The sequence below is a fragment of the Pseudomonas mohnii genome, from assembly GCF_900105115.1.
In the GTDB taxonomy this organism is placed as follows: Bacteria; Pseudomonadota; Gammaproteobacteria; order Pseudomonadales; family Pseudomonadaceae; genus Aquipseudomonas; species Aquipseudomonas mohnii.
On record NZ_FNRV01000001.1, the window covers coordinates 4089814 to 4101368 of the forward strand.

Genomic DNA, 11555 nt, shown 5'->3' on the forward strand with positions numbered 1-11555 from the left:
TCATGGCGTTACGAACAGAAGTCCAGTGGCAGGCGGCGTGGCACGAATTGCCCTTTGCCCAGTTGTTCCGCGTCACGCAGGGTGCGCCACGTGTAGTTAAGTGCAGTCTGTACGGCGCTGGCGAGGTTTTCACCCTGGGCCAGACGGCCGGCGAGGGCACTGGCTAATGTGCAGCCGGAACCGTGATAACTGCCCGGCAGGCGCTGACAGGTAAAAGTGTCGCGATGGCCGTCGCGGCTGTAGAGGCGATTATGGATTTCGGTTTCGTCGCCATGGCCGCCGGTGATCAGCAGGTGTTTGACGAACGGCAGGAGTTTTTCAGCGCACTCGTCCGCGGTGCCTTCGGGCAGTTCGGCGAGGATGCGGGCTTCGGGAAGGTTAGGGGTGGCGATGATCGAGAGCGGCAGCAAGCGTTCGCGCATGGCGTAGCCGACTTCGTCCTTGCCCAGGCGTCCGCCGCCGCCAGCGCGCAGCACCGGGTCGCAGACCACTGGCAGGTGCGGGTGCGCCGAGAGCAGTTCGACCACGGTGTCGACCATTTCCAGCGAACCGAGCATGCCCAGTTTGACGGCCGCAACCTCGGAATCGTTGAGCACGGCATTGGCCTGGGCCAACACCCACTCACGGTCGAGGACGCGGAAGTCAGTGACATTGACCGTATCTTGCACGGTCAGGGCAGTGACGGCCGGAGCCGCATGGCAACCCTGAGCGAGCAGGGCTTCGATATCTGCCTGCAAGCCGGCGCCACCACTTGGGTCGTGGCCGGAGAGACAGAGGACAACGGGGCGAGAGCTGTAGATATTCATGGTGCGCGAGCTTACCACCAAACATCTTTTTTCGGATGCAGCGACATGCTTGTGGCGAGGGGAGCTTGCTCCCGCTCGAGTGCGAAGCAGTCGTCAAGTCCAATGGCTCGGCGCAACTGACAAAACGTTGGGGCCGCTTCGCAACCTGGCGGGAGTAAGCTCCCTCGCCACAAGTGTTCGCTCAGGTATTTTTACAACCTGATCAATCAAACAGCTCTAGCTCAATAATCTCCGCTGAAAAGCCCGTTCTAGAGCCTTTTCAGTAAAAATTTCAGTAGTGCTCAATGGCCATCAACGGCTATGCTAGAGTGGATCCAAATCAATAACAGGTAATACCGGTTTTACGTCTGCTCAAAAGGAATGGGGGGCTTCCTGACAGAACCGGATAGGCCACGCTGGGGCACCAATGCGCTATTTGCTAATGTTGATGTTGTGTTTGCCCTTTTTGGCGAACGCCGTCGAATTCGATGAGTTCACTCAAAGCCTCCCCCTGGGCCGATCCCTGCAGGTGTTTGAAGACGCAAGTGGTCAGGCGACCATTGCGGACGTGCGCGCACAAGCGGCGGCCGGCAACTTCAAATCCCACGACAAAGCCACCCTCAATGCCGGGTACTCGCGTTCGGTGTTCTGGCTGAAAATCGACTTGCAGTACCGCCCGACCAACCCTGCGGCGCAACGGACCTGGCTGCTGGAACTGGCCTACCCGCCCCTCGATCACCTTGATCTCTATCTGCCTGATGCAACCGGTAACTATCAAGTGGTCCGTCAGACGGGCGATGCATTACCCTTTTCCAGTCGCGAGATCCGTCAGAACAACTACCTGTTCAGTCTGAACTTCACCCCCGGCCAGACCCAAACCCTGTACCTGCGCTTGCAAAGTGAGGGCTCGATCCAGGCGCCGGTGACATTGTGGTCAAGCACCGCCTACCTCGAAGAGCAGCCGGTCCGACTCTATGTGTTGGGCCTGATCTATGGCGTGTTGCTGGGGATGCTGGTCTACAACCTGTTCATCTACCTCAGCGTGCGCGACACCAGTTATCTCTATTACATTGTCTACATTGCCTCGTTCGGGCTGTATCAACTCTCTGTGAACGGCGCTGCCGTAGAGTATTTCTGGCCGGACAATCCCTGGTGGACCAACGCCGCGACACCGTTTTTCATCGGTTGCGCCGGGCTGTTCGGCAGTCAGTTCGCTCGCAGCTTCTTGCAGACGGCCACCCACAGTCGCTGGCTCGATCGCCTGTTGCTGGCATTGGTGGCGTTCAGCGCGCTGGTGGTCGGATTGTCCTTGATGACCAGTTACGCCCTGGCCCTGCGCCTGGCCACGGCGCTGGCGCTGACCTTTACCGTGGTGATTTTTTCTGCGGGGATTTTCGCCTGGCTACGTGGTCTTCGAGTGGCGCGGTATTTCATCATTGCCTGGTCGGCTTTTTTGCTGGGCGGCATCATCAACACGCTGATGGTGCTGGGTTATCTGCCGAACGTGTTCCTGACCATGTACTCCAGCCAGATCGGTTCGGCCATCGAAGTGGCACTGCTGTCCCTGGCCCTGGCCGACCGCATCAATGCGATGCGCGAACAGCAGGCGCAAACGTTGTTCGACGCCGGGCAAAAACTTGAAGTGCTCAACCAGCAACTGGCCCACAGTAACAAGCTAAAGGACGAGTTCCTTGCCACCTTGACCCATGAACTGCGCACGCCCATGAACGGGGTGATCGGCTCGCTGGAGCTGATGCAGACCGTCGAGATGGACCCCGAGCTGGAGCAATACCAGCAAACAGCCGCGGGATCGGCGCGGGAGATGATGCGTATGGTCAACGGCATCCTGACCCTGACCGAGTTGCAGGCCGGCAAGCTCAAGGCTTATCCGACGACATTCAGTTTGCGCGGTGTGGTCGAGGCGTTGCGTGTGCAATTCGAAGGCAGTGCGTCGAGCAAATCGCTGGACTTCAAGGTCGACGTGGCACCCGGCGTGCTGGACCGATTGCATGGCGATAGCACCAAGTTGGCGCAATGCCTGGAATGCCTGCTGGATAATGCGATCAAATTCACCAAGGTCGGAGGGTTGGCGTTGCGGGTAACGGGTAAAACCGTCGAGCCTGACCGACTCGCGCTGTCCTTCGCGGTGATCGACACCGGCATCGGCTTTACCGATCTGGGGGAGGCGACCATGTATCAACGCTTCTTTCAGCTCGACGGTTCGATGACCCGTGAATACGGTGGTTTGGGCGTGGGTTTGGCCATCTGCCGGCAGTTGGTGGAGTTGCTTGGCGGACGCCTGACCCATCGCTCCGAGCCTGGGCGTGGGAGTCGCTTCCAGCTCGATGTCGAGTTCGAAGTGCCGGCGCCGGAGCGTTCGACGGTGCCCTTTATGGCCCGGGATTTCCCGCTCCTGCGCCTGCCGCAGGATTGCTCGGTGTTGCTGGTGGACGAAAACAGCATCAATCAGTTGGTGATGCGCGGCATGTTGCTCAAGCTCGGTTTCCGGGTCCGCACGGCTGACAGCGGCCAAACCGCACTCGAATTGTTGCAGTGTGAAACCTTCGACGCCGTGCTGCTCGATTGTCAGTTGCCGGCCCTGGATGGTGTGTCGTTGTGCTGCCAGATTCGCGCCTTGCCGGGCTGCGCCGAGGTGCCGATATTCATCATCGCACTGGGCGTTGAACGGGAGCGCTGCCCGACCGGCGCGTTGATCGACTACCTGAACAAACCGGTGAAATTCGAAGATTTGCAGGCTGCGCTCTATCGACGGGTGCTTTGCGCGTAACAGGGCGAAAGCGCCGGCAGTTAGGCAGATATGACACTTTGATCGGCCCAATGGCGGTGCTTAACTGAGGTCCCTTGGCTGACCAAAGGAGCCCCGTCATGAACCTGCATCAGTTTGCCGAAACCCACGAAGTCACCAACCAGCCACCGTCTCTGGACGGCATCAACCTGTATCGCATCGACTTGCCGTTGCAGGAGTGGTCGCGGCGCTTCGGGGCCGGTTGGGCCGAATCGCGGATCGATGCGTACGGTGCGCTGGCGGGCGGGCCGCTGATGGAAGCGGGATTCCTGGCCAATCAGAACAAACCGGTGTTCAACAGTCACGACCGCTTTGGCCATCGTATCGACCTGGTGGAGTTTCACCCGGCCTATCATCAACTGATGCGCACGGCGATCGAGCATGGCCTGACCTCGCTGCCCTGGGCACACCCCCAGGACGGTGCCCATGTTGCCCGTGCTTGCATGACGTATTTGCACAGCCAGGCCGAAGCCGGCAGTGGCTGCCCGCTGACCATGACGTTCGCCAGCGTGCCGGCACTGCGTCTGCAGCCGGATCTGGCCAGACAATGGCTGCCGAAAATTCTGGCCACCGAATACGACCCGCGCAACGTCGGCATGGTCCATAAGGCCGGGGTCACCATTGGCATGGCCATGACCGAGAAACAGGGTGGCACCGACGTTCGTGCCAACACCACCAAGGCTTATCCGGTCGGTGCCAGCGGTCCTGGCCAGGCTTACGAACTGGTGGGGCACAAGTGGTTCTGTTCGGCGCCGATGTGTGATGCCTTTCTGACGCTTGCGCAGACGGACAAGGGCTTGACCTGTTTCCTGCTGCCGCGCCATCGCCCGGATGACACGCGCAATCAGTTCTACATCCAGCGCCTGAAAAACAAACTCGGCAACTGCTCCAACGCCTCCAGCGAAGTGGAGTTTCGTGGTGCGCTGGCGTGGATGGTCGGCGAAGAGGGTCGTGGCGTTCCCACCATCATCGAAATGGTGGCCATGACCCGCTTCGATTGCATGGTCGGTTCCAGTTCGCTGATGCGCCAGGCCCTGACCCAAGCCAGCCATCACTGTGCGCACCGCTCGGTCGGCGGCAAATTGCTCGGCGAACAGCCATTGATGCAAAACGTGCTGGCGGACCTGGCACTGGAAAGCGAAGCGGCGCTGGCCTTGAGCTTGCGCATGGGCCGGGCGCTGGATCATCTGGAGAGTGAGCAGGAAGCGAAGTTCGCCCGACTGGTGACGGCGGTGGGCAAGTACTGGATCTGCAAGCGCGCGCCAGCCATGATCAACGAAGCCGCTGAATGCATGGGAGGGGCCGGATATGTCGAAGACAGCATCCTGCCGCGGCTGTACCGCGAGGCACCGGTCAACTCGACGTGGGAAGGCTCCGGCAACGTGCAATGCCTCGATGTGCTGCGTGCGCTGTCCAAAGAACCTGGCGTGCTGGACGTATTGTTCAACGAGCTGGGCGACGGCCATGGCGACAAGCGCCTGGCCGCGCACATCAATCGGTTGCAGACGGCCTTCAAGGACACCAGCGACATTCAGTATCGTGCCCGGCAATTGACCGAAGACATCGCCCTGGGGCTGCAGGCCAAGTTGCTGCTGGAGGCGGGCAATGCGGCGGTCAGCGATGCCTTCATCGCCAGTCGACTGGATGGAGGTGGCCGGGTATACGGTGCGTTGCCCCGTGGACTGGATGTGGAAGCCCTTGTCACTCGCTCGTCTGCACAGGGGGTCTGATCACGACTGACCCCCTGTAGGCGCGAGCTTGCTCGCGATAGCGGTATCTCAGTCAACCCATCTGTCGATTGATATACCCTCATCGCGGGCAAGCCCGCTCCCACAGGGTTTTTGGTGTGTGCAATATTTTTTGTAGCTGCATGCCACTGTTCCCGTGAAGCGACGATGCAGGCAAGATGAAGGCCTGCAAGTCAGAACACAGGATGCTGATCGTGACCGAAGCTTTTATTGTCGTTCAAACCGCCGAGCAAGCCGTTGACCGGCTTGCGCTCTTGCACAATCGTGCAACCACCGCACTGAGCCAGGCGCTCAAGCGTTACCTCAAGGATCGCGTCGAGCCCGATGCCGAGCAGCGGGCATTGTTCCGTTATCCCGAACTGCGTCTGACCTACCTTTGCCAGGGCGAAGTCCCGCAGACCACCCGCGCCTACGCCAAGGTCCAGTTGCCAGGCACCTACAGCGTCACCGTCACCCACCCTTCGGCGTTCCGTAAATACCTGCTGGAACAACTTGTGCCTTTGATGCACGACTTCACCGTGACTGTAGAGGTCGGTGTCAGTCAGCAAAACATCCCGTATCCGTATGTCGTCGAACAGGGCGATGAGCTGGCCGGCTCTGGCGTCACCGCTGCCGTGCTGGCTCGGGTGTTCCCGAGCACCGACCTGTCGGCGGCGACCGACGGCATTGCCGATGGTTTGTACGACTGGGAAAACACCGATCCGCTGCCACTGGCGCTGTTCGATGCCGCACGGGTGGATTTCTCCCTGCGCCGACTGGTGCATTACACCGGCAGCGACTGGCGTCATGTACAGCCGTGGATTCTGCTGACCAACTACCACCGTTACGTCGACCAGTTCATCGTCCATGGCCTTGAACAATTGCGCAAAGACCCGCGTTTCGTGCGCATGGTACTGCCGGGCAACGTGATCATCGAAAAGAGCATGGACCACGGCGAAGCCTCGGCGATTGCCGCCGGCGTGGTTTGGCACCGCTACCAGATGCCGGCCTATCACCTGATCGCCAGCGACGGTCACGGGGTGACCCTGGTGAACATCGGCGTCGGCCCGTCCAATGCCAAGAACATCACCGATCACCTGGCGGTGCTGCGTCCGCACTGCTGGCTGATGATTGGTCACTGCGGCGGCTTGCGTCAGTCGCAGACCATTGGCGACTACGTGTTGGCGCACGCCTACATGCGCCGCGACGGGATTCTCGACCGGGTGGTACCACCGAACATTCCGATCCCGGCCCTGGCCGAAGTGCAGATGGCCTTGCAGCAAGCGGCGGCCAACATCACCGGCGAGCAAGGCGACCAATTGAAGAAACGCCTGCGCACCGGCACCGTATTGACCTACGACGACCGTAACTGGGAACTGCGCTGGGCCCAGGAGCGTCCGCTGATCAACCTGTCTCGCGCCGTCGCGGTGGACATGGAAAGCGGCACCATTGCTGCCCAGGGCTATCGCCTGCGTGTGCCTTACGGCACGTTGCTCTGCGTGTCGGACAAGCCGCTGCACAGTGAAATCAAGCTGCCGGGCTCGGCCAACGCCTTCTATGAGCGCGCGGTCAGCCAGCATTTGAAGATCGGCATCGAGGCGGTGGACTTGCTGCGCACCGAACTCAACTCGCTGCACTCGCGCAAACTGCGCAGCTTCGACGAGCCGCCGTTCCGCTAACGGTTTGTCATGGTCATTTAGCGGTCGGGGCAAGGGCGTGGCAGTGGTAATTATTGATGGCGCGCCCTAGCATTAGCAGCCCTGACCGTTAGATGTCTCTTTTGCCATGTCCCGTCCTCAACGTCCTGTTTCCCGCCGTCCTGGCGCGAAGCCATCCCCTTCGGCCCCGCGCCGTGTCGCCAAGGCGCCACCGGCCGAGCCCAAACTGATCCTGTTCAACAAGCCGTTCGATGTGCTGACGCAATTCAGCGATGGCGAAGGTCGGGCGACGCTCAAGGACTTTATCGATATTCCGGGAATTTACCCCGCCGGACGGCTGGACCGTGACAGCGAAGGCTTGCTCCTGCTGACCAACGACGGCCAGCTACAGGCGCGGATCGCCGACCCGAAACACAAACTGGCCAAGACCTATTGGGTGCAGGTGGAAGGTGAGCCGAGCGCCGAGCAGTTGCAGCGCTTGCGTGACGGTGTCGAGTTGAACGACGGCATGACCTTGCCCGCCGAGGCGCGGCAACTGGATGAACCCGAGTTGTGGCCGCGCAATCCGCCGGTGCGCTTTCGCAAGAGTGTGCCAACCCGTTGGCTGGAACTGGTGATTCGCGAGGGGCGAAACCGTCAGGTGCGCCGCATGACGGCGGCGGTCGGACTGCCGACGTTGCGCCTGGTGCGGGTCAGAATCGGCGACTGGACCATCGAAGGGCTTGATCAGGGCCAGTGGAAGGAAGTGCCGGCACGCTTATAAGGTGCCGGACTCGATCAATCCGATCACCACGCTCTTGATCACGAACGCCGCCACGCCAAGGCCCAGCACGAAGAACAGAATGAACGAGCCGAAACGCCCGGCCTTGGACTTCTTCGCCAGATCCCAGACGATGAAACCCATGAAAATGATCAGGATGGAGACCAGGCCGGTCATCATCCACTCTTCGAAAACTGCAGGATCCATTGAACATCTCCAGCGCGGGCGAGGCTAATAGGGCGCGGGGAGTATACGCCTCGCTGGGGGAGGGCAGTATTGACCTGCGGCGGTGTGTCGCAGTCATTCGTCGGCTGTTGCGGCCCCATCGCGAGCAAGCTCGCTCCTACAGTTGATCCTGGTGCGCTGAAGATCCCCTGTAGGAACTGGCTTGCCAGCGAAGGCGCCCTTAGCTACGAAGATGAGTCAGCGGCAGCTCAGTGCTGTTCAAAACCTGATTCAACACAAAACTGGAGCGCACGCTGGTCACGCCTTCAATTCGCGTCAGGTGCCCCAGCAGCAGTTTCTGATAGTGGTCCATGTCCGGCACCACGACCTTGAGCTGATAATCGGCATCCATCCCGGTCACCAGGCTGCATTCCAGGACTTGCGGCAAGGTACGGATAGCCGCTTCGAAGTTCTCGAAGCGCTCTGGCGTATGACGGTCCATGCCGATCAGCACATACGCCGTCAGGCTCAGGCCGAGCATCTTGCGGTCGAGCAGGGCGACCTGGCGGGAAATGTAGCCGTCGTCCTCCAGTTGCTTGACCCGCCGTGAGCAGGGCGACGGTGACAGGCCGATGCGTTCGGCCAGCTCCTGATTGGAGATGCGTGCATCACGCTGCAATTCAGCCAAAATGCTCAGGTCGTATCGGTCGAGTTTGCTCATCAATCAGGCCTTTGTCATAACTATTGCGGCAGATTATCTATCCAGGGTTAAAAATTGCGCAAGTAGTGTTTATTTGAGCAATCTTCGCAATCCTCTGCTGGCTCTCCGAGCCTATTCTTATCACCAGAATCACTGCTCGGACAAACAGTCCAGTGCGGCTCGCCCAATCAGGCCTGCTGCGGTCGCCACCCCCACAGGGGATGTGCCGGCCCCCGAGCTACACACTGTCCAGAAGACGGCGTGAGGTGAGCCGACGTCAAAAGCGTCGAGCACGGACGAAGTTCTCAAGGGGAGGCCGACAGGTCTCCCCTTTTTCTATGCCTGGAATATAGTGCTGCCCCTCAATAAATAAGTTTCGCGACTGATAACCTGTGGCAGAACCAGCCTGTGCATTTCCAGTCTTACGTACAAGCGCTGTTCGCTCCTACGGAATCCGTACCCCAGCAGTCCCCACAGTGAGGAAAAGCATGAAGTCGCGCATCTGGCGTTTGGCCGGAGTTGGTTTGCTGTGTGTCAGTGTCACTGCGCAATCGTTGGCCGATGAGCCGCAGAACCGGGGGCCCGAGGGTGGTCGACAGGGGGAGGGCGGTCATCAGGGAAATAATCAGGGCCATGGCAACAATCAACCGCGCCCGCAAAACAATGACGTCATTCGTGGCGACAACAGTCGCCAGTTCGAGCACAACGGGCAGAACCGGAACGATGGCCAATGGCAAAACCGTCAACAGCCCGATTTCAACAATCCGGTTCGCTCCCCTCCGCCGCCACCGCAATTGCCGGCCAATGACTTGCCGATCCAGCCAAGGCCCGACGCTGTGCGTCAGACTCAGCCGCCGCAACGCGGGTATTACCAGGACGTGCCGCGGCGTAACGACAACAACCAGCACTGGGGCGGCTATGCCGGTGCGCCGTCGAGTAATAATCAGTGGCAGGGCCGTCCGAACGGGCACGGCAACGGTTGGGGCCCAGGGCCGCAGTATCGCCCGGGTCATGTGATCGATCGCTTCCCGGACCGCGAGTACCGCGTGCCTTACCGTGGCATGGATTATTTCTATTCCGGCGGTTACTGGTATCGCCCGCTAGGCCCGCGTTATGTGGTGGTTGAGCCACCGCGCGGGATTCGCGTCAGCTACTTGCCGGATTACGCCGAACAGGTGTTGATCGGCGGCGCGGTGCTATTTCTGGCGGCGGGCGCGTACTACGCCTATCAGGAGAGTACCCAGGATTACGTCGTGGTCGAACCACCTGTTGGCAGCCTTCAGCCGCAGCCGCAACAGCCACCACCACCCGTCAACAACAGTTATGACGTGGTGGCTTACCCGGCCAACGGCCAGTCCCAGGACCAGGTCAATCGGGATGGCTACGAGTGTTATCAATACGCGGTGCAGCAGAGTGGCTTCGATCCGCGAACCGCGACCTACCAGCCAGACCCTTCGGTGGTGCAAGCCTATCGCCAGGCTCAGGGCAATTGCCTGAGCAGTCGTGGGTATCAGGTTCAGTAGCAGCTTCAAGCTTCAAGCTTCAAGCCGCAAGCTGTGGGCATTAGCCTCAAGCTTGCAGCTTAAAGCTTGGAGCTTGCCGCTATTTTCATCGGGTCGGCGTGCACCAGCACCTCGGCTCGCGGGTAGGCGGCGTGAATCGCATCGGCGGCTTGATCGCTGATGCCGTGGGCAACGGATAGCGTCAGATCCCCCGGCAATTCCAGGTGGAGTTGCACGAACCACTGGTTGCCGGAAACCCGCGTGCGCAGGTCATGGGCGCCCAGCACGCCCGGAACGCTGCACGCCAGTTCGAGCATGTGCTGGCTGACATCCGGTGGCAGCTCTTCATCCATCAGCACCGTGAAACTTTCCCGGGCGATCTGCACCGCGCTCCAGAGGATGTACGCGGCGATGCCCAGGCCGAACCAGGCGTCGACCTGATGCCAGCCAAACCCGGCCAGTACCAGCGCCACCAGAATGCTGCCGTTGAGCATCATGTCCGAACGGTAATGCAAGGAGTCGGCGCGCACCGCGTTGGACCCCGTGGCCTTGACCACACGATGCTGCAACATCAGCAGCGCCAGGGTCAGGACCAGCGAGAACACAATCACCCCGATGCTGATCCACGGCGCGCCCACCGGCTCCGGATGCTTGATCCGCTCGAACGCCTGCATCGCAATCAGCACCGCACTGCCCCCGATGAACAGCGCCTGCGCCATGCCGGCCAGCGATTCGGCCTTGCCATGCCCGTAGCGATGATCGTCGTCGGCGGGGCGCAGGGCGTAGTGCACAGCCAGCAAGTTGAGCATCGAAGTGATGCCGTCGAGTGCCGAGTCGGTCAACCCGGCGAGCATGCTCACCGATCCACTCAGCCACCAGGCGATGGCCTTGGCGACGACCAGCGTGCAAGCCACCGCCACCGAGGCACGGGTCGCCAGCCGCAGCAGGCGGGCGTGTTCGGAGCTGGAGATCATAAGTGCGGCCTTTCCTTGAAACGCATCGATTACGCGGCGGGTTGCAGGCCGAACATGGCCAGTTGCTGGGTGCTGCCCTTGTGCTGGATCAGGCGTGGATCATCCAGCGGGAAGCTGCGGCCCAGTTCACGCTGCAGAATAGTCTGCAATTTGAGGTTATCGACCTTGCCGTCGGCGCCGATGGCGTCCTTGAGCTTTTCCGGATCAACCTGGGCTGTCTTGCCCGGTTCGAAGTAAATCGCGCCGGTGGCGAAGTCCACGGCAAACGCGATCAGGCCGGGAATGATATAGAACAGAAGGCCCACGGCGTCGAGCACGGCAATGGCCGGGTCGATCTTGCCGTCGATCTGGCCGCGGCGATCCGGGTAGAAGATCGAACCGCAGGCCGTCACTTGGGTCAGCAGGGTGGCGACCAGAACACCGCCAATCAGGCGAAAGGGAATACGCATATGAAATCTCCTGGGTCATTTCAAAACGA

The 11555-nt window shown here is 60.5% G+C and carries 10 protein-coding genes; 5 read left to right on the top strand and 5 right to left on the bottom strand.

The window, feature by feature from the left end; translation table 11 throughout:
- Positions 1-8: 8 nt before the first annotated feature.
- Positions 9-806 (bottom strand): hydroxymethylpyrimidine/phosphomethylpyrimidine kinase, encoded by a 798-nt coding sequence (locus tag BLV61_RS19010; RefSeq protein WP_034148145.1) that lies wholly within the window; start codon positions 804-806, stop codon positions 9-11.
- Between the two features lie 406 nt (positions 807-1212).
- Here BLV61_RS19010 and BLV61_RS19015 point away from each other — a divergent pair, with 406 nt between their 5' ends.
- The 4 genes from BLV61_RS19015 (at position 1213) to BLV61_RS19030 (ending at position 7739) form a co-directional block, all read left to right on the top strand.
- Positions 1213-3573, top strand: a complete 2361-nt coding sequence (locus BLV61_RS19015; RefSeq protein WP_090466912.1) for a hybrid sensor histidine kinase/response regulator — start codon at positions 1213-1215, stop codon at positions 3571-3573.
- A 98-nt stretch (positions 3574-3671) separates the two neighbouring features.
- Complete coding sequence (locus BLV61_RS19020) at positions 3672-5321, top strand: acyl-CoA dehydrogenase family protein (RefSeq protein WP_090466915.1); 1650 nt, start codon at positions 3672-3674, stop codon at positions 5319-5321.
- 176 nt (positions 5322-5497) lie between these two features.
- A complete protein-coding gene (gene amn / locus BLV61_RS19025) occupies positions 5498-6997 on the top strand; it encodes an AMP nucleosidase (RefSeq protein WP_177329334.1) in 1500 nt (499 codons plus the stop codon).
- Between the two features lie 106 nt (positions 6998-7103).
- Positions 7104-7739: a pseudouridine synthase gene (locus tag BLV61_RS19030; protein ID WP_047533669.1), complete on the top strand. Its 636-nt coding sequence runs from the start codon at positions 7104-7106 to the stop codon at positions 7737-7739.
- Here the strand turns inward: BLV61_RS19030 and BLV61_RS19035 are convergent.
- Together BLV61_RS19035 and BLV61_RS19040 are read right to left on the bottom strand one after the other, a co-directional pair.
- A complete protein-coding gene (locus BLV61_RS19035; protein ID WP_007937369.1) occupies positions 7734-7943 on the bottom strand; it encodes a DUF2788 domain-containing protein in 210 nt (69 codons plus the stop codon). The genes BLV61_RS19030 and BLV61_RS19035 overlap by 6 nt on opposite strands.
- Before the next feature lie 199 nt (positions 7944-8142).
- The gene (locus tag BLV61_RS19040; RefSeq protein ID WP_007937367.1) at positions 8143-8622 is read right to left on the bottom strand and encodes an Lrp/AsnC family transcriptional regulator; all 480 of its coding nucleotides are present in this window, start codon (positions 8620-8622) and stop codon (positions 8143-8145) included.
- A gap of 467 nt (positions 8623-9089) precedes the next feature.
- On the opposite strand from BLV61_RS19040, the gene BLV61_RS19045 reads away from it, so the two are divergent.
- Positions 9090-10124 (top strand): DUF6515 family protein, encoded by a 1035-nt coding sequence (locus BLV61_RS19045; RefSeq protein ID WP_090466917.1) that lies wholly within the window; start codon positions 9090-9092, stop codon positions 10122-10124.
- A 59-nt stretch (positions 10125-10183) separates the two neighbouring features.
- On the opposite strand, the gene BLV61_RS19050 is transcribed toward BLV61_RS19045, so the two are convergent.
- Positions 10184-11077, bottom strand: a complete 894-nt coding sequence (locus tag BLV61_RS19050) for a cation diffusion facilitator family transporter (RefSeq protein ID WP_047533655.1) — start codon at positions 11075-11077, stop codon at positions 10184-10186.
- Positions 11078-11106: 29 nt separating this feature from the next.
- Complete coding sequence (locus BLV61_RS19055; RefSeq protein WP_047533652.1) at positions 11107-11526, bottom strand: hypothetical protein; 420 nt, start codon at positions 11524-11526, stop codon at positions 11107-11109.
- Between the last annotated feature and the right edge of the window lie 29 nt (positions 11527-11555).

Bases quoted from the DNA above. Each gene is read 5' to 3' on its own strand.
- BLV61_RS19045 (WP_090466917.1), top strand. From the start codon at position 9,090: ATGAAGTCGCGCATCTGGCGTTTGGCCGGAGTTGGTTTGCTGTGTGTC.
- BLV61_RS19010 (WP_034148145.1), bottom strand. From the start codon at position 806: ATGAATATCTACAGCTCTCGCCCCGTTGTCCTCTGTCTCTCCGGCCAC.
- BLV61_RS19055 (WP_047533652.1), bottom strand. From the start codon at position 11,526: ATGCGTATTCCCTTTCGCCTGATTGGCGGTGTTCTGGTCGCCACCCTG.
- BLV61_RS19015 (WP_090466912.1), top strand. From the start codon at position 1,213: ATGCGCTATTTGCTAATGTTGATGTTGTGTTTGCCCTTTTTGGCGAAC.
- BLV61_RS19030 (WP_047533669.1), top strand. From the start codon at position 7,104: ATGTCCCGTCCTCAACGTCCTGTTTCCCGCCGTCCTGGCGCGAAGCCA.
- BLV61_RS19040 (WP_007937367.1), bottom strand. From the start codon at position 8,622: ATGAGCAAACTCGACCGATACGACCTGAGCATTTTGGCTGAATTGCAG.
- BLV61_RS19050 (WP_047533655.1), bottom strand. From the start codon at position 11,077: ATGATCTCCAGCTCCGAACACGCCCGCCTGCTGCGGCTGGCGACCCGT.
- amn (WP_177329334.1), top strand. From the start codon at position 5,498: ATGAAGGCCTGCAAGTCAGAACACAGGATGCTGATCGTGACCGAAGCT.
- BLV61_RS19035 (WP_007937369.1), bottom strand. From the start codon at position 7,943: ATGGATCCTGCAGTTTTCGAAGAGTGGATGATGACCGGCCTGGTCTCC.
- BLV61_RS19020 (WP_090466915.1), top strand. From the start codon at position 3,672: ATGAACCTGCATCAGTTTGCCGAAACCCACGAAGTCACCAACCAGCCA.